We start from the raw sequence: 22950 nt of genomic DNA, 5'->3' as shown, positions 1-22950 counted from the left end.
CGCCAGCACTTCATCTCACTTATTCAGCCGCTTCAGCAAGCGGAATTGCCGGATGTTCATCGCTGCCATGCTGCGGCGCGGCAGGCTGCTCGGGAGTACCCGCCTCGTCCAGGCTCTTCCGGAACCAAAGTGCATAGAGGCCCGGTAAATACAGCAGCGTCAGGAAGGTCGCGACGAACAGGCCACCCATGATGGTGATCGCCATCGGGCCCCAGAAGGCCGAGCGCGACAGCGGGATCATGGCGAGGATGGCCGCGAGCGCAGTCAGCACCACCGGGCGGGCGCGGCGCACGGTGGCCTCCACGATCGCCTCGCGTCGGGTCAGGCCGTGCGAGACGTCGGTCTCGATCTGGTCGACCAGGATGACCGTGTTGCGCATGATCATGCCGGCAAGCGCGATCAGGCCGAGCAGCGCCACGAAGCCGAACGGGGCATTGGCGACGTTGAGGCCGAAGGAGGCGCCGACGATGCCGAGCGGCGCGGTCAGGAACACCAGGATCAGGCGCGAGAAGCTCTGCAGCTGGATCATCAGCAGCGTCAGCATCACCATGACCATCAGCGGGAAGAGGACGAAGATCGAGGCGTTGCCCTTGGCCGATTCCTCGAACGCGCCGCCCGCCTCGATCCGGTAGGCCGGCCCGAGGTGGTCCTTGATCGCCTTCAGCTTCGGGGTGATCTGGCCCGTGACGTCGGGCGCCTGCACGCCGTCGACCACGTCGGAGCGCACGGTGATCGCCATGTCGCGGTTGCGCCGCCACATGATCGGCTCCTCGTGGGAATATTCGATCTTGGCGACCTGCTGCAGGGGCACGGCAACGCCGTTGCGCGAGGTGATGGTGAGATCGCCGACGCCGCCGAGGTCGAGGCGTTCGGACGGAACCGCACGGGCTACCACGCCGACCTTCTCGATGCCGTCACGCACGGTCGTGACCTGCGAGCCCGAGATCAGCAGCGCGAGCGCCTGCGACACGTCCTGCGGGGTCAGGCCCAGGGCGCGGGCACGATCCTGGTCGACGACCAGCTTGAGGTAGGGCGACTGCTCATTCCAGTCGAGCTGGACGTCCTTGACACTCTTGTTCTGCCGCATGACGTCGCGGACCTGGTAGGCGATCTCACGCACCTTGTTGGCGTCGGGACCGATCACGCGGAACTGCACGGGGAAGCCGACCGGCGGGCCGAAGTTGAAGCGGTCGACGCGGACGCGCGCCTCGGACAGCATGCCGTCCGCAACCGCGTTCTCGATCTTGGCCTTGACGCGCTCGCGCCCCTCGACGCCCTTGGCGACGATGACGATCTCGGCAAAGGCCTCGTTCGGCAGCTGCGGATTGAGGCCGAGCCAGAAGCGCGGCGAGCCCTGGCCGACATAGGACGTGTAGGTCTCGATGTCCTTGTCGTCCTTCAGCAGCGTCTCGGCCTTCTTCACCGCCTTCTCGGTGACGTTGAAGGCGGTGCCCTCAGGCAGGCGCAACTGAAAGAACAACTCGGGCCGCTCCGACAGCGGGAAGAACTGCTGCTGGACATGGCCGAAGCCGACGACCGAGGCGATGAAGACGCCGACGGTCGCGACCACCACGGTGATGCGGTGATTGACACACCATTGCACGATGGCGCGCAGGCCCCGGTACATGCGGGTCTCGTAGACCGCGTGCGGATCGTGATTCTGGTGCACCTTGATGTTGGGCAGCAGCATGACGCCGATATAGGGCGTGAAGATCACCGCCACGAACCAGGAGGCGACCAGCGCGATCGCCACGATCCAGAAGATACTGCCGGCATATTCGCCGACCGCCGAATTGGCAAAGCCGATGGGGAGGAAGCCAGCTGCCGTGACCAGCGTTCCCGTGAGCATCGGAAACGCAGTAGATTCCCAAGCAAACGACGCCGCGCGCATGCGGTCCCAGCCCTGCTCCATCTTCACGACCATCATCTCGACCGCGATGATGGCATCATCCACCAGAAGGCCGAGCGCGATGATCAGCGCACCCAGCGTGATGCGGTGCAGGTCGAGCGACATCATGTTCATGACGATGAAGACGATGCCGAGCACCAGCGGCACCGACAGCGCAACCACGATGCCGGTGCGCCAGCCCAGTGCCAGGAACGAGACGAACAGCACGATGACGAGCGCTTCCATGAAGGAGTGCACGAACTCGCTGACGGCGTGCTCGACGACCTTGGGTTGGTCGGCGATCAGCTTGACGTCGATGCCCTGCGGCACCGCCTTCATGAATTCGGCCGTCGCCTTCTCGACCTCCTTGCCGAGCTCGAGGATGTTGGCGCCCTTGGCGGTGACGACGCCGATGCCGATCGCGGCCTTGCCTTCCTGACGCACGACGAAGCTCGGCGGATCGACATAGCCATGGGTGACGGTGGCGATGTCGCCGAGGCGGAACACGCGACCGTTGCTCTCGACCGGCGTCTCGGCGACGGCCTTGGCGCCGTCGAGGGCGCCGGTGACGCGCAGCGGCACGCGCTGCGAGGAGGTTTCGACCGTGCCAGCCGGCGTCACGTTGTTCTGCTTGGCGAGCGAGTCGAACAGCGCCTGCGGGGTGATACCGAGGGTGGCGAGCTTGGCGTGGGAGAACTCGACGAAGATGCGCTCGTCCTGATTGCCGTAGACGTCGACCTTGGTCACGCCGGGCACCTTCAGGAGGCGCTGACGGAAGCCTTCGGAAACCTTCTTGAGCTGGGCGTAGTCGGCGCCGTCGCCGGTCATCATGTAGAGGATGGAATCGACGTCGGAGAACTCGTCGTTGACGACGGGTCCCAGGATGCCCGATGGCAACTGGCCCTGCACGTCGGCGAGCTTCTTGCGCAGGAGATAGAAGAGGTAAGGCACGTCCTTCGGCGGCGTGGAGTCGCGGAAGGTGACCTGGAGCGCGGTGAAGGCGGGCTTGGAATAGGTCTGCACCTTCTCGAAATAGGGCAGCTCCTGGATCTTCTTCTCGATGGGATCGGCGACCTGGGTCTGCATCTCCTGCGCGGTCGCGCCCGGCCAGATCACGGAGACGTTGACCACCTTGACCGTGAAGAACGGATCCTCAGCGCGACCGAGCTTCTCGTAGGAGAAGAAGCCGGCGACGCCGAGCATGATCATCAGGAAGAGAACCAGCGTCGGATGGCTGACGGCCCAGGCCGAAAGGTTGAAGCGCTTCATCGCTCTCTCCGAAAAGACGATCCAATTGCCAAAATAACGACAGCCACTCAGTTCAAACCGTCATCGCGAGGCAGCGAAGCAATCCAGGGGGCTGGGCAGATTCTGGATCGCTTCGCCGCTTCAGCCTTCGCATTTGCGCTCGGGCCGAAACTCGCCTTGCAACGACGAACTCGAAGAATGAGACTTAAAAGGACAGTGACGACACAACCCGCACCCGCTGGCCCGGATCGAGCTTCTGCACACCGAGGGTAACGATCTTGGCGCCCTCTTCCACACCGCCGGTGATGACGACGTCGTTGCTCTCGTAGGATTTCACTGCCACCGGCTTCAGCGTCAACGCGCCGTTATCGTCGACGACGAAGAAGGAGGGCTTGCCGCCTTCGTTGAACAAGGCCGACAGCGGCAGCCGCGCGACGCGCTCGGTGGCGGCGTCCGACAGCGTCAGCGTCGCGGTCATGCCGAGCGAAACCTTGTCGTCGGCCTCCGGCAGCGAGAACTTCGCAAGATAGGTGCGCGTGGCCGGATCGGCCGTCGGCGCGATCTCGCGCAGCTTGGCCGTATACTTCTTGCCCGGCTCCGACCAAAGAGTGACGCTGGCGACGCCCGACTTGGCGCGTCCAACCAGCGTCTCAGGGATCGCGACGACCGCTTCCTTTTCGGCAAAGCGGGCGACACGGATCGAAGCCTGGCCCGCGGAGACCACCTGGCCGGGCTCGATCAGCGTTGCGGTGACGACGCCACGGGCGTCGGCGTTGAGCGTCGCGTAGGAAAGGGAGTTCTTGGTCAGTTCGACCGCCCGCTCAGCCCGGTTCAGGCGCGCGCGGGCCTCGTCGGCCGAGGCGCGGCTCTGGTCGAGCTGGGCATCGGTGGTCCAGCCCTTGGCCTTCAGATCCTTGGCGCGCTGCTCGGCAGCGGCGGCCTGGGCCAGCACGCCGGTCGCGGCGGTCTGCTCGGCGACGGACTGCTCGGCCTGGAGCTTCAGGTCGACCTCGTCGAGGGTCGCGAGCGGCTGGCCGATTTCGACGGTCTGGCCGACTTCCACGAGCCGCTTGGCGACCTTGCCGGCGACACGGAAGCCGAGATCGCTCTCGATTCGCGGCCTAATGGTGCCGACGAAGCTGCGCTCCGGGGTCTCGGCATCATAATGCGCGGCTGCGACCAGAACCGGCCGCGGCGGCTCAGCCTTCTCGGCGACGGTGTCATTGCACCCGGCCAGCGCAGCCGCCATCAGGGCTAACGACACACCTGCCAACAGCCTGGAATAGCTCGACAAAACAGACCGGACGAACATCGAAGGACACTCCTGCATCTCGAATGAGAGGAATGTCGACTAATCACTGATGAAAGTCAATAATCGTCAGTTATCAGGAATGCGTGATCGTTAAAGGGTGGTAAGGGTCGAAAGAACCATGGTGAGGTAGGTGCCCTGATAGGGCAGAGCACAGGTCCGTAGCCTGGATCATCCAGGCTACGCGACGTTGGGGTTTGGCCCTCTACCGCCCCTGCTCGGCGAACTCGTGCTTGCTGTCGTGGCCACCGACGAACGCCAGGATGCCGGCGATCAGCGGCAGCACGGCGAGCACCAACAGGCCGGTCGAGGTCTGGCCGGTGGCTTCCTTGACCCAGCCGATCAGGTACGGCCCGCCGAAGCCGGCAAGGTTGCCGATCGAGTTGATCAGGGCGATGCCGCCCGCTGCCGCCGTGCCGGAGAGCCAGGCGGTCGGTAGGGTCCAGAACACACCGAAGCAGCAGAACACGCCGATCGCGGCCACCGTCAGTACCACCATCGTCATGGTGGGATCCGTGAGGAAGCTGGAGACGGCGAGCGCGACGGCGGTGAGCAGCAGCGGCGCGCCGACATGCTTCACGCGTTCACGCGTGGCATCGGAATGCCGCGCCCACAGGATCATGGCGATGGTGCCGAACAGATACGGGATCGCGGTGACGAAGCCGGTCTGCGCGTTGGTCAGCCCGAAAGCCTTGACGATCTGCGGCAGCCAGAACTGCATGCCGTAGAGCGCGCCGACGAAGCCGAAATAGATCAGGCTGAGCGCGATCACCTTCGGCGAGGACAATGCCTCGCCGAGCGAAAGGTGCTTCACCGCCTGCTTGGCCGCGATTTCCGAATCGAGCTTCGCCTTCAGCCACGCCTTCTGCTCGGCCGACAGCCAATCCGCCTTCTCCGGCTTGTCGGTGAGATAGAACCAGGTGACAATGCCGAGCAGTACCGAGGGAATGCCTTCGATGATGAAGAGCCATTGCCAGCCCTTCAGGCCCATCGCGCCGTCGAGCCCGAGCAGCAGGCCCGAGATCGGCGCACCGATCACGGTCGAGACCGGCACGGCGATGGCGAAGGCCGCAAGGAAGCGGGCGCGATATTCGGCCGGATACCAATAGGTGAGATAGAGGATTATGCCGGGAAAGAAGCCGGCTTCGGCGACGCCGAGCAGGAAGCGCAGGACGTAGAAGCTGGTAACACCGCTCGTGAGCGCCATCAGCGCCGAGATGATGCCCCAAGTCACCATGATGCGGGCGATCCAGCGGCTGGCGCCGAACTTTTCGAGCGCCAGATTGCTCGGCACCTCGAAGATGAAATAGCCGATGAAGAAGATGCCGGCGCCCCAGGAGAAGATCAGCGGCGTGAACTTCAGCTCCGCATTCATGGTCAGCGCGGCGAAGCCGAGATTGACGCGGTCGAGATAGGAGAAGAAGTAGGCCAGCACCAGGAACGGAATCAGGCGCCAGGAGATGGCGCGGATCGTCGAAGTCTCGATGTCCGACTTGTTGAAGTTCTTGGCGCCGCCGGCGGAACCGGCATAAGTGGTGGTCTGGCTCATGGCTTCCCCCGGGTTGTTGCTTTTATGGGCAGGTTGCGGTTTTCAGCATCGTGGCCAAAGAGTCAATGGAGCAAGCAATGCACGGGACGCAACCGGATAAACCTGTTGCGCTGTTACGGACATCGCTGACCCGCGCCGCCCTCGCGCTCGCGGTGATCGTCTGTGGACTGTCCCTGCGCTGGTACGGCTTTCCGATCGGCCTGCCTGCGTTCATCGTGAAGTATGGCGGCTCACTGTTGTGGGCCACGATGGTGTTTCTGCTGGTCGGGGCTCTGCTGCCGCGCCTCACCCGGACGCAGATTGCGGCGGTCGCGGCGATGATCGCCGTCGTCGTCGAGTTCTCCCGCCTGGTGCACACGCCATGGCTCGATGCGTTCCGGCTGACCACGGCCGGCGCGCTGCTGCTCGGGCGCATCTTCTCGCCGTGGAATCTGGTGGCCTACGCTGTCGGGATTGTGTTCGGCGCTTGGATCGCGCGTCTCGCCGAAGTGGAATCTACTCCGCCAATTGAAACCGCTCGAAGCGATCGAGCTCGTCCTCGATCTTCTGCTTGAGCTCCTTGCGCCCCGCCGTCTTCCTGCCCTGCCCGACCCAGGTCCACTTCTGCATCAGCAGCTTCTTCGCCTGCCGATCGGTCTTCAGATCGAGCGCGGCGACGATCTCGTCGCCGACCAGCACCGGCAGCGCAAAATAGCCGAGCTTGCGTTTGGCCTTCGGCACATAGGCCTCGAACAAATGGTTGTAGCCGAAGATGAGATTGGTGCGCTTGCGCTGGATGATCAGGGGATCGAACGGCGAGAGGATGTGGACGAGATCGGGCGAGACCACCTCGCCGTTCGCCTCGAGCGCGGCCGGCACCGCCCAATGCTCCTGCTTGCCGGCACCTTCGACCGCAACGGGCACGAGCTCGCCGCGGCGGACGCGGGAGGCGATCAGGCCGGCCACTGCCTTCTTGCGCGGCGCGTCGAGGTGGCAGACGGAATCGAGGCTCACTACGCCTTGCGACCGCAAGGCGCGGTCGAGCAGATAGGTCGTAATCTCCTTAACGGACGCCGGCCTGGGGAGCTTGTCCCAATCGAAATGACGCGTCATCAGCTCGTAGGTCTTGAGCATGCCCTGCCGCTCGCTGATGGTCACGGCGCCTGTATAGAAGGCGAGCTGCAACGCCCGCTTCGACGGCTTGCGGCTCTGCCACAGATGCTCCTTCTCGGTGAGCACGTCGTCCTCGATATCGCGGATCGTCAGCGGCCCGGCACGCACCAGCCGCATCACCTTGCGCGTGTCCGCAGGCTTCACCGAGGCGAACCATTTGTGCCCTTCGCGGCGATGCTCGCGCATCGCCGGCAGGAAGAAACGGAAGTCGCCGGCGGGCACGTAGGAAAGCGCGTGCGTCCAATACTCGAACACGCTTCTGTCGACGCTCTGGGCGTGGCGCAGATCGGCGCGCCGGTAGGACGGGATACGGCTGAACAGGATGTGATGGTGGCAGCGCTCGATGACGTTGATGGTGTCGATCTGCACGTAGCCGAGATGGGCGACCGCATCTGCGACGGCCTGTGCTCCCTCGCCGAACGGGGCGCGTTCATCCAGCCGCTGGGCTTGCAGCCAGATCTGCCGGGCCTGTGTCGTGGTGAGGGGAAGCGATTTGGGCGCGCGTGACATTGTAGAACGCAATGTAGCGGGATTCGCGCCGGGAGAAAGAACCTGACCGGAACCTGCAATGAAAAAGCCGCGCTGCCATCTGCTGACAGCGGGGCCGGCCGGCGCGGCCGAAGCCTACTTCGCCATCATGGCCTTCTGCGACTTCATCGTCTAACAAGGAAATGGCCATGGCCAACACCGGCATGAGCAATGGCAAGATGAAGAGCGCCTGCATGCACTACAACGGGGCTGCCGGAGCCAAGGTCCGCGCACCTCAACGTGATTTCAATCACACCGGGGATCGCCGCCGCCTGAACCCGCACCGCGGCGAGTGCGACCACTGCTATTGGTGCGATCGGCCCCGCCCCCGGGGGTAACGGCGAAACGCGCCGGTCCGACGGCCGGAACGGCCGGAAGTGCGCCAGGATCGGCCCTGAAGCGGCTGTTGCCACCGTGACCAAGATCACATCAGGGCCTTTGAACCTGCCCTATGCTCGCAGCATCAAATCGCTATCAGGCGAAACAACGAGGATGCGACAATGACCCGTTTTGATAAATTCTTTGGACTGAAGGCGATAACTCTCTCGGCCGCGCTGTCGATGACGGCGGGCCTGGCTCTGGCCGGTGACAACGTCTCCACAGGCCAGATCCTGGATGCACTGAAGCCGAAGCCGGCGACCCGCGGCCTGTCCGCCGGTCCGCAGGCCGATCCGGCGGTGCAGGCCAAGGAATCGACATTCCTGAACACCGTGCGCAACCGCTCGACCCGTTCGCTCTCGACCGGTGAGCGCGAGCAGATTGCCGAGCTCGCCGCGACCAAGCCGAAGATCGATCTGGAGATCCAGTTCGACTACAACTCGGCCGATATCGCCAAGACCTCGGTGCCCTCGGTGCAGGCACTCGGCAAGGCGCTGTCCGATCCGGCGCTCAAGGGCTCGACCTTCGTGGTCGCCGGCCACACCGACGCGACCGGCGGCGAAGAGTACAATCAAGGTCTCTCCGAGCGCCGCGCCGACACCATCAAGAAGTACCTGGTGCAGAACTACGGCCTCAACGGCACCGATCTCGTCACCGTCGGCTACGGCAAGACCAAGCTGAAGGATACCGCCAACGGCGCCGACCCGATCAACCGCCGCGTCCAGGTCGTGAACATGGACACCAAGACCGCATCGAAATAATTTCTCGATTTGATCGCGACCGAAGACACGCCGCCTGCCGCCCCCGCAGGCGGCGATGTCATATCCAGCTCTGGAACAGCATCAGCCGGCTGAAGCTCCGCATCGTGGTGCCGATGAAAGCCGCCGAGATCGGCAGCATGACCGCAAAACCGATCGCGGCGGTTCCGACATAGGCCCAGAGCAGCCAGCGCGGCAACCCGTCCCGGCGCAGCACGTAGACCAGCGCGAGCGACGCTGCGGTGGCGGCCGGCAGATAATAGTAGATGAAGCCCAGCGTGCGCGGCAGCAAGGCCCAGGCGAGCCAGGGACCGAAATAGAACGCCGCGATCAGGAACGCATCCCACCGGCGCAGCACGATGAAATCGCGCAGCACGAGCGCGAGCGCGAGCAGAGCCGGCCACAGCACCAGCGGATTGCCGAGAAAGACGATCGCCGAGATGTTGTCCTCCCCCGTCTTGTCGAACAGGAACCACACCGGGCGTGCGAGCAGCGGCCAGGATGGCCACGCGCTCATATAGGTGTGGCCGGCGATCGCGGTCGTGGTGTTGTCGGCAAAGATCCGGCGCTGCGCCTCGATCAGATCCGGCAACGACACCCCGTAGAGTGGAACGAAGGTCGCAAGATATGTCATCGCCGGCAGGACGGCGAAGCACAGCGCCACATGATGCAGCCTCAAGCCGGGCCACAGGTCCGGCCGGTACCAGTCGTCCGGCTTCGCGTCGGCGAACAGCGTGCGCCAACCCTGCATCAGGCGGATCACCGCGACGACGACGATGCAGACGCCGAGCGGAAACAGGCCACTCCATTTGCAGGCTGCCGCCAGGCCGAACAGGCTGCCGGCGAGCGCGAACAGCGCCTGCGGCCGCTCGCGTCGAAAACCATGCATGAAGGCCGCGGTCGCGAGCAGACCGAAGCCGAGCGCAAAGATGTCGAGCATCGCGATGCGCGCCTGCACGTAGAGCATCTGGTTCAAGGCGGCGATCAGCGCCGCGGCGATTGCCGGCCCCTGCGCGGAGAACAGCGCGAGGCCGCTCAGATAGATCGCGACGATCGCCAATGCGCCGAACAATGTCGCGGGATAACGCCAGCCAAGCGCGTTGTCGCCGAAGGCCGCGATCGAGGCCGCGATCAGCTCCTTGGCCAGCGGCGGATGCATCGGATTGAGCATCGGCTGCGACATCGCCGGTGCCAGCATCTGCCGCGCCGCCGGCACATAGTGCACCTCGTCGAAGACGAACTTCTCCGGCATCGTCAGTCCGATCAGCAGCGCGAGATGGACAGCTAGGAAAATAGCGACAGCAACCACTGCGCTTCGCGACACTCTCGGAACTGCGGACCGTTCAAGCGGCTGCTGTGGGGATATTTTGCGTGGCAAATTTGCGTCACCGCGGACAAAAAAAGAGATCGTGGTTTTCATTGAACGCATTCTGCCGCAACTGTCACTAAGCATAACGCACGTCCACGCCGCTTGTGATAATTTCGCCACATCAGAAACGCGCGCGATCCGGTACGATCAGGGACACATCGATCGGTTGTGAAATGAATTTGCGTTTCTGGCTTTTCCCCACCTTGTTGTCGGCCGCATTGTGCGCGGCGCCTGCCGCGTCGGCGCAGACGCGCGTCGGCGAAGCCGTCGTGATCCAGAACGAAGTCGTGCGCGTGGCCGCGACGGCCACGCCGATCAGTGTCGGCGACAGCATGCTGCGCGACGAGACCGTGCGCACCGGCGCCGACAGCGCCGCGCGCTTCGTGATGGCCGACAGCACCAATCTGTCGCTCGGTCCGAGCGCCACACTCAAGCTCGACCGCACCGTCTTCAACGACGAGCACAGCTATCGCGACGTCGCGATCCGCATGACCACCGGCGCGTTCCGCTTCGTCACCGGACATTCCGAGAAGACCGCCTACAAGATCACGACGCCCCTTGCCACCATCGGCGTACGCGGCACCACGCTCGACATCCTCTCGCAGCGCGGACGCTCCGTCGTCGTGCTTCAGGACGGTGCGGCCAGCGTCTGCACGACGGGTTCACAATGCGTGCAGCTCACCCAGCCGGGCGACACCGCAATCATCACATCGACCGGCGGCAAGGTCTCGATCAACAAGACCAACACGCCGCCCTGGACCTTCGCCGCCAATTGCGCCGCGAGTGCCGGGCTGTGCGCGGTGAACCAGTACGCCGACGCCTCGCCGACCATCACGCCCGCCGTCCAGGACGACGGCATGCTGTGCGGTCGCTGACGATGCGAAACCTGGCAAGACAGTTCGTGAGACAGGCCGCGCTCCTTCTGGCTGTTGCATTGTGCTCGGCCGCGCTTGGCATCGGTTCAGCCGCCGCTCAATCGCCCTCGCCCTCCCCCAGCCCCTCGCCTTCTCCGACGCCCACGCCAAACCCCTATCCGTCGCCCAGCCCGACACCGACCGGCGCCGATTCCAGCGGCAATTCGATCGGCGGCCTCGCCAATCAGCGCTTCAACCAGATGATCACCAACCGCGTGCTCGGCACGGTGCTGCTCGGCGTCAACGAGCAGGTCAATTGCGGCGACTGCGTCAGTGCGTTCGGCTCGGCGGGCTCGTTCTCCGCCGGCATCCATGGCCGCAAGGCGCTGACCAACAATCTGTCGCTGCTCGCCGGCATCGCCTACACGCAATACAACGAGGGTGGCTACAAGATCACGAGCGCGCCGATCGGCGCCTTCGCGCTGCGTTACGACTTCACCGACTGGGGCTCGTCACGTCCGTTCTTCGACGTCGGCACCATCCTGACGCCGTGGGAGAAGGCCCGCTACACCCGCAGCTACGATACCAGTCTCGGCCCGGTGAGCGTGACCAGTTCGACCAACGCCTCGAACTACGCCGTCTACGGCCGCGCCGGCTGGATCAGTCGCCTCTCGCCACGCGACGAGGTCGCCGCCTCGATCGAAGTCTGGCAGCTCTGGCAACGCGTGTCGGGCTACACCGACAGCGCAGTGGCTTTCAATCCATTCGATGCCAGCATCGCGAGCGGCACCGACCGCACCAGCCTGGTCAAGATCGGCGGCCAGTGGACACACCTCTTCGGCGGCAACATCGAGACCAACATCAATGGCGGCTGGGTGCAGTCGTTTGCCAGCCACAGCGGCATCGTCGCGACCGTGACCGGCGACGGCACGGTGGTGCCGACCATGGGCAACCAGGGCTGGTTCGAATATGGCGGCCGGCTCGGCTTCCGCGTGCAGAAGGGCTGGGTCGTGGACCTCTTCGCCAACGGCACGCTCGGCCCGCAGCCCGTCGGCACTACCATCCACGGCGGCGTCGGGCTGCGGATTAATTATTAGCGGCTCGCACGGATCTTGTAGGGTGGGCAAAGCGGAGCGTGCCCACCACCTTTCTCAACCGGATACGGATGGTGGACACGGCGCAAGAGCGCCTTTGCCCACCCTACGGGACCTGTGTCGCCGTCACGCTGCCGACTTGCCCTCGAACGCGCGGCGTAGCACGTCGACATCCAGCTTCACCATCTTCATCATGGCCTGCATCGCGCGCGCCGCCGCTGCCCTGTCCGGGCTCGACAGGAATTCGAACATCACCTTCGGCACCACCTGCCAGGCCACGCCCCAGCGATCCCTGAGCCAGCCGCACTGCTCCTCCTTGCCGCCATCGGCCAGGAAAGCATTCCAGACGCTATCGACCTGGGTCTGGTCATCGCAATGGATCATCAACGAGATGGCGTGGGTGTACTCCATCTTCATGCCGCCGTTGAGCGCAACCAGCGGCTGACCGGCGACCGTGAACTCGACCACGAGCACGGAGCCCTCCTTGCCGGAGGGGCCGTCCGATACGTTGCGCTGAACGTGCGTGATCGCCGAATTCGGCACCAGCGAGACATAGAACTTCGCGGCTTCCTCGGCATCGCCGTTGAACCACATGCAGGGTACGACCTTGGACATCTTGAATGCTCCTCCTCGGTTTAGCGTTCAAACGGGCTGATCAGGCATTCGCCGTGGCGGGCTGCGGAGGGACAGCCGCCATGTCCATCCAGTTCACACCCCACATATGGCCGTCCGGATCTTCGAAGCTGCGGCCGTACATGAAGCTGTATTCGTCCTTCGGGCTGGGATCGGCCGTCCCGCCCGCCGCCTCGGCCTTGCCGACGATCGCGTCGACCTCGTTGCGGGTGTCGGCGGACAGGCAGAACAGCGCCTGGTTCGAGGTCTTTGCATCGGAGATGGGCTTCGGCGTGAACTGACGGAATTTGTCGTGGGTCGTCAGCATCACGTAGATGGCCTCGGAAAAGACCATGCAGCACGCCGTGTCGTCGCTGAATTGCGGGTTCCGGGTCGCGCCGACCGCTTCATAAAAGGCGGTCGCACGCTTGAGATCGGTCACCGGCAGATTGAGAAAAATCATCCTGGGCATCGGAAGCTCCTTGGGCGGGTTCTGCCCAAGGACGGATAGGCCGACGGCCCCCCGACACCGCGTCCGGGTATTTTTTCGAGGTCACCCCGCCCGGTTCTGCCCAACCGTACCAGCAGGCGACCGTCAGGTCTTACTTCTTCTCGTTCGGATCCCGGTGGACGGGATCGATCCACAGCACGGTCTCGGGCTTCTCGACCGGCTCGATGTCGAGGTTGATCGCCACCGCCTCGCCGTCACTGCGCACCAGCACGCATTCCAGCACCTCGTCTGGGCTGGCGTTGATCTCCTGATGCGGCACGTAAGGCGGGACGAAGATGAAATCGCCGGGGCCGGCTTCCGCGGTGAATTGCAGGCTCTCGCCCCAGCGCATCCGCGCCTTGCCCTTCACGACATAGATGACGCTTTCGAGATGGCCGTGGTGATGCGCGCCGGTCTTGGCGTCCGGCTTGATGCTGACGGTGCCGGCCCACAATTTCTGGGCGCCGACGCGCGCAAAATTGATCGCGGCCGCGCGGTCCATGCCTGTCGTCGACGGCACGTTGGTATCGAGCTGGTTGCCGGGAATGACGCGCACGCCGTCATGCTTCCAGCGATCGTCGTGATCGTGGTCATGGTGGGAATGCGAATGGTCATGGCCGGTCATGGGACTTGCTTTCTGTTGGTTCCGTGCGCGGCAACCTAACCCGAAGCCGCGCTGGCGAGCCATACCAAAATTGGAACCCTCGTAGCTGCGGGACGTTGTCCATGCGAGCAAAATGGAAGGAGAGTTTCATGGGTAGCACGACCGACAAGATCAAGGGTAACGCCAACGAGGCGATCGGCAAGGCCAAGCAGGGCATCGGTGAAGCCACCGGTTCCGACCGCCTGAAGGGCGAAGGCGTGATTCAGGAAGTGAAGGGCAAGGGCCAGCAGGCCATGGGCGATGCCAAGGACGCCGCAAAGGACGCGATTGATCGCGCAGCGGCGGGGGCCAAGCGCGCGACGGAATGACGCGCGGCATCCGAAAGCGAGAAGACCGGCCGAAAGGCCGGTCTTTTTGTTTGTCTTGCTCTCTCCGACCTGGCCGCTGCGCGTCACTTCACCCCAAGCAATTCCACGTCGAACATCAGCGTCGCGTTCGGCGGGATCACGCCGCCGGCGCCGCGGGCACCATAACCGAGCTGCGGCGGGATGATGAGCGTGCGCTTGCCGCCGACTTTCATCGAGGCGACGCCCTCGTCCCAGCCGGCGATGACACGGCCCTTGCCGATCGGGAATTCGAACGGTTCCTTGCGATCGACGGAGCTATCGAATTTCTTGCCCTTCTGGCCGTTCTCATAGAGCCAGCCGGTATAGTGCATCACGCAGATCTGGCCGGGCTGCGGCGAGGCGCCGGTGCCGACGGTGGAATCGATGATCTGCAAGCCTGAAGCTGTGGTCATGGTCTTTCCTGCGGTCTGGGCCGAGGCCGTGGTGGAAACGAAATGCGACACGCCTGCGATCACCGTGATCGCGAGTGCCGAAATCAGGGTGAGGAGTGCGCGCTGGAAACGCTGCATAAGGCACCTTCCGTTTGAGGCGGAAGGTGTCTAGCGCAATGCGGTGGTCGTTTCCAGCCCCGCTGGAGCCTCCGCTCAATAGCCGAGTGCGCAGCCGTCCTTGCGCGGATCGGAGCCGCCGGTGAGCGTGCCCTTGTCCCAGTCGATCCAGATCGCCTGCGCGCCGCCGAGCGGGCCGACCACGCTGGTGGTCTTGTGGCCGAGCTTCTTCAGGCCCTCGACGATCGCAGCCGGCACACTGTCCTCGAGCTGATACTGACCCTCGTAGTGCAGGCCGCGCGGCATGTCGATCGCCTCCTGCACGTCGCAGCCATAGTCGAGGATGTTGGTCACGACGCGGGTCTGGCCGACCGGCTGGTACTGTCCGCCCATCACCGCGAACGGCATCACCGAGCGACCGCCCTTGGTGAGCAGGCTCGGCATGATCGTGTGCAGCGGCCGCTTGCCGCCGGCGATGCAGTTGGGGTGGCCCGGCTGGATGCGGAAGCCGCCGGCGCGGTTCTGGAACAGGACACCGGTCTTGTTCGAGACGATCGCCGAGCCGAAGGAATGCGCGATCGAGTTGATGAACGAGCAGACGTTGCGGTCCTTGTCCACCACGGTGATGTAGATCGTCGACGGATTCATCGGCGGTGCGACGTTCGGCAGGTCGAGCATGCCGTCCATGCGGATCTTGGCGATGTGCTCGTCGCAGAATTCCTTGGCGAGGATCTTGGCGACCTCAACCTGCATGTGGTCGGGATCGGCAACGTGCAGCTCGCGGTGCATGTAGGCGACGCGCGCGGCCTCGGCTTCGAGATGGAAACGCTCGACGCTGAGAGGGGCGTATTTCGTCAGGTCGAACCGCGACAGGATGTTCAGCATCAGCAACATGGTGAGGCCGGGTCCGTTCGGCGGGCACTGCCAGACGTCGTAACCCTTGTACATGGTGCCGATCGGCGTCGTCGTCTCGGTGGTGTGCGCGGCGAAATCGTCGAGCGTGTGCAGGCCGCCGATGCCCCTGAGGGTCTCGACCATGTCTTCCGCGATCGCACCCTTGTAGAAGGCGTCGCGGCCGTCCTTGGCGATCGCACGCAGCGTCTTGCCGAGCTCGGCCTGGCGGATGACGTCGCCCGCTACCGGCGGCTTGCCGCCCGGCAACAGGTAACGCACGGTGTTGGTGCCGCCCTTCAGCTTCTCGAACTGGTTCTTCCAGTCGAAGGCAATGCGGGGGGCGACGACGTAGCCTTCCTCAGCCGCCTTGATCGCGGGCTGGAGCAGCCGGTCGAAGCCGAACTTGCCGTGATTGCGCAAGACGGTCGCGAAGGCGTCGATCACGCCGGGGATCGAGACCGCATGCGCCGAGGTCAGCGGCACCGAGTTGATCTTGCGCTCGAGATACCAGTCGGCATTCGCCGCCTTCGGCGCGCGACCCGAGCCGTTGTAGGCGACGATCTTGCCCTCGCCGCGCGGCTGGACCAGCGCGAAACAGTCGCCGCCGATGCCGGTCGATTGCGGCTCGATCACGCCGAGCAGGGCCGAGCCCGCGACCGCCGCATCCACCGCGGTGCCCCCTTCGCGCAGCACCTCGATCGCGGCGAGCGAGGCCTGCGGATGCGAGGTCGCGACCATTGCGTTGGTGGCGTGGACCGTGGACCTGCCTGGGAAATGAAAGTTTCTCATCGAATTCTTGCTCTCTTGGCCCGTGGCGCGGACGGCGCGCCATCTCGGAAAAACCGGGGTTACATGACACATTCCGGCGGCCTTCGGCAATGCTGGCATACCAGGGAAATGGCTGCCATCCGCTGGGCGTATAGACCTTTCGAGCCGACCGCCATGCGGGTTTTCCGGGCGCCGGCAGCCTGCTAAACGGGCGGCCATGTCTGATCCGGATTCGATCATCAAGGTCGCCGCCTTCTACCAATTCGCCGCCCTCCCGGATTACCGCGAGCTGCGCGAGCCGCTGCGTGCGTTCTGCGCCGGCCTCCAGCTGAAGGGCAGCGTGCTGCTGGCGCAGGAGGGCATCAACGGCACGCTCGCCGGGGCGGCGGAGGCGATCGACGCCCTCGCCCATGAGCTGGCGCACGGCGACATGTTCGGTGACAGGCTGAACAATCTCGAATTGAAGTTCTCGGCCGCCGAAGCCATGCCGTTCGGGCGGCTGAAGGTGCGGCTGAAGAAGGAGATCGTCACGCTCGGCGATACGGCCACCGATCCGACCCGGCAGGTCGGCACCTATGTCGATGCGAGCGAATGGAACGCGCTGATCTCAGCGCCCGACATACTGCTACTCGACACCCGCAACGCCTTCGAGGTGGCGATGGGAACGTTCGAAGGCGCCGTCGATCCCGGCATCAGGAGCTTTGGCCAGTTCAAGGATTTTGCCGCAGTCGGGCTCGATCCCGCAAAGCACCGCAGGATCGCGATGTTTTGCACCGGCGGCATCCGCTGCGAGAAGGCGAGCTCCCATCTGCTCGCGCGCGGCTTTGCCGAAGTCTATCACCTCAAGGGCGGCATTCTCAAATATCTGGAAGAGGTGCCGGAGGCGCAAAGCCGCTGGCGCGGCGAATGCTTCGTGTTCGACGAGCGCGTCGCGCTCGACCACGGTTTGCGCGAACGGAGCTTGCTCGAACAGGATATGGGACACGACCGTGACGAATGAGATCAGGACGCTCGCCGAGCGCATCGACACGCTGGAAACACGCCTCGCCTACCAGGACGAAACGATCGAGACGTTGAACCAGACCATCACCGCGCAGTGGAAGCAGATCGACCTGCTGACGCGGAAGATCACAGAGCTCGGCGAGCGGCTGCAGGACGCCGAGGCCAATGCGCCCGGGCCAGCCAACGAACCTCCGCCGCATTATTGAGCCGTCTACTGGCCGGATGCCTTCGGCAGCAGGTTCATGAGCTCGCCGGACATCATCAGCCGGTCGCGGCCTGCGTCCTTGGCGGCATAGAGTGCCCGGTCGGCAGCTTCGACGAGCGAGGACACGCCCGCCGTACGCTCCAGCGCCGGCCGGCAGGTCGCGCCGCCGACCGAGGCGGTGACGCACCCGGACTCCGGGTTGGCGGCATGAACGAGGCCGGCTTGGTGGATGGCACTGCGGATCCGTTCGCCGACCTGGGCGCAGCCTGCGGGATCGGTGTTCGGCAGCAGCATGGCGAATTCCTCGCCGCCATAGCGCGCCGCCAGATCGCCGGTGCGCTGCGTCTCGGCCGCGATGATCTTTGCGACCAGACGCAGGCAGGCATCGCCCGCGGGATGGCCGTATTCGTCGTTATAGGCCTTGAAGTGATCCACATCGATCATCAGCAGAGCAAGGCTGGAGCGGTCGCGATAGGCGCGCGCCCATTCCTCTTTCAGCCGCTCGTCGAAGCGGCGGCGATTGGCAAGGCCGGTGAGGCTGTCCTCGATGGCAAGCGTCTCGAGCCTGGTTTCCAGCTTCTTTTGCTCGGTGATGTCGCGGGTGATCGCGACCACGCCGTCGACGCGGCCGTCGTCCTTGCGTGTCACCCGCATGGTCGTTTCAAGCCAGACCTCGCTGTTTTGCCGGTGCGAGTAGCGATAGGTGAACCGCGCCTCCTCCCGGTCGCCACGCTTCATGGCATCGATGGTCGCCTGGACCTCCGGCAGATCCTCCTGATTGATGCCCGCAAGCGCAGGTGTGCCGATCAGTTGGTTTGCGCGCCAGCCGACGACCCGCACGGACGAGGGCGAAACATAACGCAACCGGTCGTCGAGCCCGATGCTGGTCACCATGTCGCTGGAGCCTTCCGCGAGCAGGCGGAAATGCGCCTCCTTCTCGACCAGGGCTGCGGCCATACGCTGGCCGCGCTGCATCTGCCGCACCAGCACAGCGCCGATGACCGCAATCAGCATCACCAACGCGATGATGTAGAGCATGCGGGAGATTGCCGCGGCTCGCCAGGGCGCGAGCAATTCCTCCTTGTCCAACGTGGCCAGCAGGACCAGCGGATAGCGGCTGCTGCGCTTGAAGAAGCTGAGACGTTCGGAACCGTCGAGAGGCGACTTGAAATGGTAGACGCCGCTCGGCCGTTGCAGGCTGGCATCACGGAACAGCGCGGTGTCGGCCACGCTGCGGTCGACGAACTTGTCGTTGCTGGGATTGCGCGCGATGATCAATCCGTCGCCGTGCATCAGCGCCGCGGAGCTGTTGCGGCCGATCTCGAACTGCTCGTAAAAGTGCGCGAGATAATTGGAGCTGATGGTCGCGAGCACCACGCCGCCGAAGCTGCCGTCCGGCTTGTTGAAGCGGCGCGACAGGGTGACCACCCATTCGCCTTCGAGCAGGCTCTTCACGGGATGACCGACATAGGGCTCGCGTTTCGAGGACAGCTGATGATACCGGAAGAACGCGTCGTCGCTGAGCGTCGAGCCGACCGTGCCGGGCGAGGTCAGCCAATTGCCCTGGTCGTCGATGACGGCGATGCCATGAATGCGCGGAACGGCCTTCCTACGCACCTCCAGGACGTTGCCGAGCTTTGTAATGGTCGCAGGGCCGGTGCCGTCCATCTCCAGCCGGCTCACGACGCCGACGACGCCGGAATCCAAGAGATCGAAGCTGTCCTCGGCGTGCTGGGTCAGCGAACGGGCCACGTTCGCCATCTCGGTCTCGGCACCCCTGAGCACCGCGTCGCGCGCGGCCCATTCGCGCCAGCCGCTGACACCGAGGATGGTCGCGCAGGTCAGCACGACGAATGCCGCCGCGCGCAACGGCAGGCGGCTCCATCCAGCTCGTTGGGCAGTAGCACTCATGCGGCAGAATTCTCCGATGTATCGGAACCTCTGCCGCTTCTGTTATTGAACCCTGAAATTACCGCCGGAATGCGCCGCGATATCCCGGTTTTCCGTAGTCCTACGGACACAAGGATCAGCGCATCGCTAACAGGGCATTAGAAAACCGATCGGAATCCGGCCTCGCCCTCCGCTAGCTGAAGATGGCCTTAACCTTGTCCCAGAGCGAAGGATTGTCAGCATCCGCATCCGCCTTCGAGGGCGTCGGCTGGGTGGCGCTGACGGGATCGGACGCCGGAAAGCTGCCCTTCAGCCCGGCGTCGAGCTTGCTGTGGCGGTCGGCAGCGAGCGCTTCGTGCAGATCGTCGGCGTGCTTGTCGTGCGGCGCGGGATTGAATGTCTCAGCCATGTTGTCCTCCATCGCCGGGTCAACGCGGCGCGATTGCGCTGGTTCCCCTGTTCCGCTGAGGGCCATAGCGGTGTATCAGGAGCCGTAACCTTGGTCAGGACCATTCGTGCCCCAATCTGCGACGAAACCTTTCATCGACGTGCTCTCCGGCCAGCGCCAGAGCATCCCGCCCCTGTGGATGATGCGGCAAGCCGGCCGCTATCTGCCGGAATACCGCGAGGTCCGCGCCAAGGCCGGCGGCTTCCTCGACCTCTGCTTCAACCCGGAGCTTGCGGCCGAGGTGACGCTGCAACCGATCCGCAGGTTCGGCTTCGATGCCGCGATCATCTTCTCGGACATCCTGGTGATCCCCTATGCGCTCGGGCGCTCGGTGCGATTCGAGGTCGGCGAGGGCCCGCGGCTGGATCCGCTGGATGATCCCGCGAAGGTCGCAACGCTCGCCGCGCGCGCCGACTTCGGCAAGCTCGAGCCGGTGTTCGAGGCGCTCAAGCTCGTGCGCACCGCGCTCGATCCCAAGACCGCGCTGATCGGCTTCTGCGGCGCGCCGTGGACGGTTGCGACCTACATGGTCGCGGGCCAGGGCACGACCGACCAGGCGCCCGCGCGGATGATGGCTTACCGGCATCCGGAGACGTTCGCGAAAATCATCGACGTGCTGGTCCAGAACTCGATTCAATATCTGCTGTTGCAGCTCGAAGCCGGCGCCAATGCCTTGCAGATTTTCGACACCTGGGCCGGCGTGCTGCCGCCGGCCGAGTTCGCTCGCTGGTCGGTCGAGCCGACCCGGCGCATCGTGGAAGGCGTGCGGGCCAAGGTGCCGGATGCGAAGATCATCGGCTTCCCCCGCGGCGCCGGTGCGCAATTGCCGGCCTATGTCGAGGCGACCGGCGTCAACGCGGTCAGCATCGACTGGACTGCGGAGCCGGGCTTCATTCGCGAACGCGTGCAAAGCAAGGTCCCCGTGCAGGGCAATCTCGATCCATTGGTGCTGATCACGGGCGGCGCCGCGCTCGACCGCGCGGTGGACGATGTGCTGGCGAATTTTGCGCAAGGGCGCTTCATCTTCAATCTCGGCCACGGCATCCAGCCGGAGACGCCGATCGCCCATGTCGAGCAGATGATCAGGCGCGTACGGGGCTAGTTCGCTCACCCCCAACAGGGAGTGAAAGCAAAAAACGCGAAAACAACCCCATGCACAGTAGACAAGTCATTGAAAAAGCTGGGCGGCGTGACCCGGCTCAGACGTGCTTCTGACACGTCGGGCAAAACGGGATCACGCTGGGATAACCACCTAACGTCATCAGTGAACGGTGCGGCGCCCAAAGGCGGCGGTCCGGTCTTTCAAGGCCATGATCGAAAGCTGCGCGGTCGTCTTGACGCCGGCCTTCTGCAAGATCCGGGCGCGGTGATCCTCGATCGTTCGCGGGCTGATGCCGAGCTTCCGCGCAATCGCCTTGCTCGATGACCCCGCGATCAGATGATCCAGGACCTCGCACTCGCGCCTGGTGAGTCCTCGCGATTGCTTGAAATGGTCCAATGGACCCGCTGAATGCACAGGCTGACCGGCGCCGGCTGACTCGATCCGCGCAACCAGGTCTGCCGGACTGAATGGCTTCTCGACGAAATCCGCCGCTCCGATCCGAAGCGCGTGCACGGCGGTCGGGATATCGCCCTGCCCCGAGACCATGAGGATCGGTGCCGGACAGGTTCGATCGGTCAGTCGTCCAAGAACGTCCAGTCCCGATCTTCCCGGCAGGCAGAGATCGAGAAGAATGCAGGCTGGCGAGGCATGGCGGGACTTCGCAATCAGTGCTTCGCCATCGGCAAAGAAAACCGGCTGATAGCCCGCTTTCTCGAGGACGACCTTCAGCATCGCGCGCGTCGTCAGATCGTCTTCGAGAATGAATATCTCGTTCTCAGTCATCGTCGTCGCCTTTTCCGTTCAGACCGCGACTGCTATGCGCCGGACGCCGCGGCAGGAAAAGCGAAAGTCACCAAGACGGTTCGCGACCAAATAACGAGAAGTTTGCGTGAAATTGCACCGGATTAGGCCGGAATTAACGCACTCAGCGCGGCCGGCTGCGCTCGATGATCTCGGCGGCGCCCTTCGTCAGCAGATCCAGACCCACCGCACGGCCGAGCTCGCGCGGGCGATTGGCGGGGCCTTCGCGCGAAGCCTCGATGATGGTGTTGCCGGAGAGATCGAGCACGGATGCCGTCAGCGACATCTGATCGCCCGCAATGGTCGAGAAGCCCGCCACCGGCGAATTGCAGTGGCCGTTCAGCACCCACAAGACCTCGCGCTCGGCATCCGCCGAGGCATGCGCGTCGGGATCGTCGATCGACGACAGGATCTGGCGCGTCTGCCAGTCCTGCGCCGCGCATTCGACGGCGACGATGCCTTGCCCCGCCGCCGGCAACATCTCCACTGCTGTGAATTCGTACGCGATGCGGCCGGCGAGGCCGACGCGATCGAGGCCCGAACGTGCCATGATCAGCGCATCGGCCGGCCCCACGGCGCCGCCATCCGGCAGGCGCTGCTTCTCGCCATTGTCGAGCTTTCGCACGCGCGTGTCGGCAGCGCCGCGGAAGTGGATCACCTCTACATCCGGAAACAAGCGGCGCGCGTAAGCGGCGCGGCGGACGGCATTGGTGCCAATCTTGAAGCCCTTGCCGCGGGACTGGCGCAGCGCCTCCAGCGTCACGCCATCGCGCAGCACCAGTGCGTCGTTGGGCGGATCGCGCGACAGCGTGGCGCCGATGACGAGGCCGGGCGTATCCTCGTTGCCCGGCATGTCCTTCAGCGAGTGCATCGCCGCCTGCAATTCGCCCGAGAGCACCGCGGCGCGGATCTGCGCCACGAAGGCGCCACCCTTGCCGCCATGCGGCAACAACTTGCTGGTCTGGTCGAGATCGCCCGTGGTGTCGAATTTGACGATCTCCACGTCGAGGCCGGGCACGGCGGCGGTCAGGCGGCGCGCGATCTCTTCCGTCTGGGCCAGCGCCATCGCGCTCTTGCGGGTGCCGATCTTCAGTCGCGTAGCCAAACCGTCT

23 protein-coding genes are annotated in these 22950 nt (G+C 64.5%); 9 read left to right on the top strand and 14 right to left on the bottom strand.

What is annotated here, in order from left to right; all coding sequences use genetic code 11:
• Nucleotides 1-19: 19 nt before the first annotated feature.
• The 3 genes from IVB24_RS12575 to IVB24_RS12565 form a co-directional block, all read right to left on the bottom strand.
• Nucleotides 20-3157 carry an efflux RND transporter permease subunit gene (locus IVB24_RS12575; protein WP_247773062.1) on the bottom strand — a complete coding sequence of 1046 codons (3138 nt, stop codon included), beginning with the start codon at nucleotides 3155-3157 and terminating at the stop codon, nucleotides 20-22.
• A 184-nt stretch (nucleotides 3158-3341) separates the two neighbouring features.
• On the bottom strand, nucleotides 3342-4448 hold the full coding sequence (locus IVB24_RS12570) for an efflux RND transporter periplasmic adaptor subunit (protein WP_247773061.1): 1107 nt from the start codon (nucleotides 4446-4448) through the stop codon (nucleotides 3342-3344).
• Nucleotides 4449-4650: 202 nt separating this feature from the next.
• On the bottom strand, nucleotides 4651-5994 hold the full coding sequence (locus IVB24_RS12565; protein ID WP_140477542.1) for an MFS transporter: 1344 nt from the start codon (nucleotides 5992-5994) through the stop codon (nucleotides 4651-4653).
• Between the two features lie 77 nt (nucleotides 5995-6071).
• On the opposite strand from IVB24_RS12565, the gene IVB24_RS12560 reads away from it, so the two are divergent.
• Nucleotides 6072-6548 (top strand): DUF2809 domain-containing protein, encoded by a 477-nt coding sequence (locus IVB24_RS12560; protein WP_247773060.1) that lies wholly within the window; start codon nucleotides 6072-6074, stop codon nucleotides 6546-6548.
• Here the strand turns inward: IVB24_RS12560 and IVB24_RS12555 are convergent.
• A complete protein-coding gene (locus IVB24_RS12555) occupies nucleotides 6490-7656 on the bottom strand; it encodes a crosslink repair DNA glycosylase YcaQ family protein (RefSeq protein ID WP_247773059.1) in 1167 nt (388 codons plus the stop codon). The two genes, IVB24_RS12560 and IVB24_RS12555, sit on opposite strands and share 59 nt — an antisense overlap.
• 167 nt (nucleotides 7657-7823) lie before the next feature.
• Between IVB24_RS12555 and IVB24_RS12550 the strand changes: the two genes are divergently transcribed.
• The gene (locus IVB24_RS12550; RefSeq protein WP_247773058.1) at nucleotides 7824-8012 is read left to right on the top strand and encodes a hypothetical protein; all 189 of its coding nucleotides are present in this window, start codon (nucleotides 7824-7826) and stop codon (nucleotides 8010-8012) included.
• Between the two features lie 162 nt (nucleotides 8013-8174).
• The gene (locus tag IVB24_RS12545) at nucleotides 8175-8813 is read left to right on the top strand and encodes an OmpA family protein (RefSeq protein WP_247773057.1); all 639 of its coding nucleotides are present in this window, start codon (nucleotides 8175-8177) and stop codon (nucleotides 8811-8813) included.
• A 58-nt stretch (nucleotides 8814-8871) separates the two neighbouring features.
• Here IVB24_RS12545 and IVB24_RS12540 read toward each other — a convergent pair whose 3' ends face one another.
• Nucleotides 8872-10230: a phospholipid carrier-dependent glycosyltransferase gene (locus IVB24_RS12540; protein WP_247773056.1), complete on the bottom strand. Its 1359-nt coding sequence runs from the start codon at nucleotides 10228-10230 to the stop codon at nucleotides 8872-8874.
• A gap of 122 nt (nucleotides 10231-10352) precedes the next feature.
• On the opposite strand from IVB24_RS12540, the gene IVB24_RS12535 reads away from it, so the two are divergent.
• Together IVB24_RS12535 and IVB24_RS12530 are read left to right on the top strand one after the other, a co-directional pair.
• Entirely contained in the window at nucleotides 10353-11054 is a 702-nt protein-coding gene (locus tag IVB24_RS12535; RefSeq protein ID WP_247773055.1) for a FecR family protein, read from the top strand.
• A 2-nt stretch (nucleotides 11055-11056) separates the two neighbouring features.
• Nucleotides 11057-12130, top strand: coding sequence for a hypothetical protein (locus IVB24_RS12530; protein WP_247774081.1), 1074 nt, complete (start codon nucleotides 11057-11059; stop codon nucleotides 12128-12130).
• Nucleotides 12131-12253: 123 nt separating this feature from the next.
• Here IVB24_RS12530 and IVB24_RS12525 read toward each other — a convergent pair whose 3' ends face one another.
• From IVB24_RS12525 to IVB24_RS12515, 3 genes are all read right to left on the bottom strand, one after another.
• A complete protein-coding gene (locus IVB24_RS12525; protein WP_247773054.1) occupies nucleotides 12254-12742 on the bottom strand; it encodes a VOC family protein in 489 nt (162 codons plus the stop codon).
• 40 nt (nucleotides 12743-12782) lie between these two features.
• Complete coding sequence (locus tag IVB24_RS12520; protein ID WP_166474287.1) at nucleotides 12783-13211, bottom strand: VOC family protein; 429 nt, start codon at nucleotides 13209-13211, stop codon at nucleotides 12783-12785.
• 130 nt (nucleotides 13212-13341) lie between these two features.
• Nucleotides 13342-13854 (bottom strand): cupin domain-containing protein, encoded by a 513-nt coding sequence (locus IVB24_RS12515; protein ID WP_247773053.1) that lies wholly within the window; start codon nucleotides 13852-13854, stop codon nucleotides 13342-13344.
• A 128-nt stretch (nucleotides 13855-13982) separates the two neighbouring features.
• On the opposite strand from IVB24_RS12515, the gene IVB24_RS12510 reads away from it, so the two are divergent.
• Nucleotides 13983-14201 carry a CsbD family protein gene (locus IVB24_RS12510; RefSeq protein WP_094975879.1) on the top strand — a complete coding sequence of 73 codons (219 nt, stop codon included), beginning with the start codon at nucleotides 13983-13985 and terminating at the stop codon, nucleotides 14199-14201.
• A gap of 83 nt (nucleotides 14202-14284) precedes the next feature.
• Here the strand turns inward: IVB24_RS12510 and IVB24_RS12505 are convergent, their stop codons facing one another.
• Nucleotides 14285-14749 (bottom strand): FKBP-type peptidyl-prolyl cis-trans isomerase, encoded by a 465-nt coding sequence (locus IVB24_RS12505; protein ID WP_247773052.1) that lies wholly within the window; start codon nucleotides 14747-14749, stop codon nucleotides 14285-14287.
• A gap of 75 nt (nucleotides 14750-14824) precedes the next feature.
• Complete coding sequence (gene ggt, locus IVB24_RS12500; protein WP_247773051.1) at nucleotides 14825-16411, bottom strand: gamma-glutamyltransferase; 1587 nt, start codon at nucleotides 16409-16411, stop codon at nucleotides 14825-14827.
• A 196-nt stretch (nucleotides 16412-16607) separates the two neighbouring features.
• Between ggt and IVB24_RS12495 the strand changes: the two genes are divergently transcribed.
• Both IVB24_RS12495 and IVB24_RS12490 read left to right on the top strand, forming a co-directional pair.
• Entirely contained in the window at nucleotides 16608-17390 is a 783-nt protein-coding gene (locus IVB24_RS12495) for a rhodanese-related sulfurtransferase (protein ID WP_247773050.1), read from the top strand.
• Nucleotides 17380-17598 (top strand): SlyX family protein, encoded by a 219-nt coding sequence (locus IVB24_RS12490; protein ID WP_247773049.1) that lies wholly within the window; start codon nucleotides 17380-17382, stop codon nucleotides 17596-17598. The genes IVB24_RS12495 and IVB24_RS12490 overlap by 11 nt, the downstream gene beginning before the upstream one ends.
• Nucleotides 17599-17603: 5 nt before the next feature.
• On the opposite strand, the gene IVB24_RS12485 is transcribed toward IVB24_RS12490, so the two are convergent.
• Together IVB24_RS12485 and IVB24_RS12480 are read right to left on the bottom strand one after the other, a co-directional pair.
• Nucleotides 17604-19508 carry a diguanylate cyclase gene (locus IVB24_RS12485; RefSeq protein ID WP_247773048.1) on the bottom strand — a complete coding sequence of 635 codons (1905 nt, stop codon included), beginning with the start codon at nucleotides 19506-19508 and terminating at the stop codon, nucleotides 17604-17606.
• A 172-nt stretch (nucleotides 19509-19680) separates the two neighbouring features.
• Nucleotides 19681-19896 carry a hypothetical protein gene (locus tag IVB24_RS12480; protein ID WP_247773047.1) on the bottom strand — a complete coding sequence of 72 codons (216 nt, stop codon included), beginning with the start codon at nucleotides 19894-19896 and terminating at the stop codon, nucleotides 19681-19683.
• Nucleotides 19897-20002: 106 nt separating this feature from the next.
• Between IVB24_RS12480 and hemE the strand changes: the two genes are divergently transcribed.
• Nucleotides 20003-21037, top strand: a complete 1035-nt coding sequence (gene hemE / locus IVB24_RS12475; protein ID WP_247773046.1) for a uroporphyrinogen decarboxylase — start codon at nucleotides 20003-20005, stop codon at nucleotides 21035-21037.
• 159 nt (nucleotides 21038-21196) lie between these two features.
• Here hemE and IVB24_RS12470 read toward each other — a convergent pair whose 3' ends face one another.
• Both IVB24_RS12470 and hemC read right to left on the bottom strand, forming a co-directional pair.
• Nucleotides 21197-21820, bottom strand: a complete 624-nt coding sequence (locus IVB24_RS12470) for a response regulator (protein ID WP_094975799.1) — start codon at nucleotides 21818-21820, stop codon at nucleotides 21197-21199.
• Nucleotides 21821-21962: 142 nt separating this feature from the next.
• Nucleotides 21963-22943, bottom strand: coding sequence for a hydroxymethylbilane synthase (gene hemC / locus IVB24_RS12465; RefSeq protein WP_140477526.1), 981 nt, complete (start codon nucleotides 22941-22943; stop codon nucleotides 21963-21965).
• Nucleotides 22944-22950 lie beyond the last annotated feature (7 nt).

This window comes from Bradyrhizobium sp. 192 (assembly GCF_023100965.1).
Classification (GTDB): Bacteria; Pseudomonadota; Alphaproteobacteria; order Rhizobiales; family Xanthobacteraceae; genus Bradyrhizobium; species Bradyrhizobium symbiodeficiens.
Note: the sequence above shows the minus strand (reverse complement) of the source record. Positions and strands in the feature narration are given on the sequence as shown.

Bases quoted from the DNA above. Each gene is read 5' to 3' on its own strand.
- IVB24_RS12570 (WP_247773061.1), bottom strand. From the start codon at position 4,448: ATGTTCGTCCGGTCTGTTTTGTCGAGCTATTCCAGGCTGTTGGCAGGT.
- IVB24_RS12560 (WP_247773060.1), top strand. From the start codon at position 6,072: ATGCACGGGACGCAACCGGATAAACCTGTTGCGCTGTTACGGACATCG.
- IVB24_RS12495 (WP_247773050.1), top strand. From the start codon at position 16,608: ATGTCTGATCCGGATTCGATCATCAAGGTCGCCGCCTTCTACCAATTC.
- IVB24_RS12555 (WP_247773059.1), bottom strand. From the start codon at position 7,656: ATGTCACGCGCGCCCAAATCGCTTCCCCTCACCACGACACAGGCCCGG.
- IVB24_RS12520 (WP_166474287.1), bottom strand. From the start codon at position 13,211: ATGCCCAGGATGATTTTTCTCAATCTGCCGGTGACCGATCTCAAGCGT.
- IVB24_RS12565 (WP_140477542.1), bottom strand. From the start codon at position 5,994: ATGAGCCAGACCACCACTTATGCCGGTTCCGCCGGCGGCGCCAAGAAC.
- IVB24_RS12525 (WP_247773054.1), bottom strand. From the start codon at position 12,742: ATGTCCAAGGTCGTACCCTGCATGTGGTTCAACGGCGATGCCGAGGAA.
- IVB24_RS12470 (WP_094975799.1), bottom strand. From the start codon at position 21,820: ATGACTGAGAACGAGATATTCATTCTCGAAGACGATCTGACGACGCGC.
- IVB24_RS12515 (WP_247773053.1), bottom strand. From the start codon at position 13,854: ATGACCGGCCATGACCATTCGCATTCCCACCATGACCACGATCACGAC.
- IVB24_RS12550 (WP_247773058.1), top strand. From the start codon at position 7,824: ATGGCCAACACCGGCATGAGCAATGGCAAGATGAAGAGCGCCTGCATG.
- IVB24_RS12535 (WP_247773055.1), top strand. From the start codon at position 10,353: ATGAATTTGCGTTTCTGGCTTTTCCCCACCTTGTTGTCGGCCGCATTG.
- IVB24_RS12505 (WP_247773052.1), bottom strand. From the start codon at position 14,749: ATGCAGCGTTTCCAGCGCGCACTCCTCACCCTGATTTCGGCACTCGCG.
- IVB24_RS12575 (WP_247773062.1), bottom strand. From the start codon at position 3,157: ATGAAGCGCTTCAACCTTTCGGCCTGGGCCGTCAGCCATCCGACGCTG.
- IVB24_RS12480 (WP_247773047.1), bottom strand. From the start codon at position 19,896: ATGGCTGAGACATTCAATCCCGCGCCGCACGACAAGCACGCCGACGAT.
- IVB24_RS12485 (WP_247773048.1), bottom strand. From the start codon at position 19,508: ATGAGTGCTACTGCCCAACGAGCTGGATGGAGCCGCCTGCCGTTGCGC.
- IVB24_RS12510 (WP_094975879.1), top strand. From the start codon at position 13,983: ATGGGTAGCACGACCGACAAGATCAAGGGTAACGCCAACGAGGCGATC.
- IVB24_RS12545 (WP_247773057.1), top strand. From the start codon at position 8,175: ATGACCCGTTTTGATAAATTCTTTGGACTGAAGGCGATAACTCTCTCG.
- IVB24_RS12530 (WP_247774081.1), top strand. From the start codon at position 11,057: ATGCGAAACCTGGCAAGACAGTTCGTGAGACAGGCCGCGCTCCTTCTG.
- ggt (WP_247773051.1), bottom strand. From the start codon at position 16,411: ATGAGAAACTTTCATTTCCCAGGCAGGTCCACGGTCCACGCCACCAAC.
- IVB24_RS12540 (WP_247773056.1), bottom strand. From the start codon at position 10,230: ATGAAAACCACGATCTCTTTTTTTGTCCGCGGTGACGCAAATTTGCCA.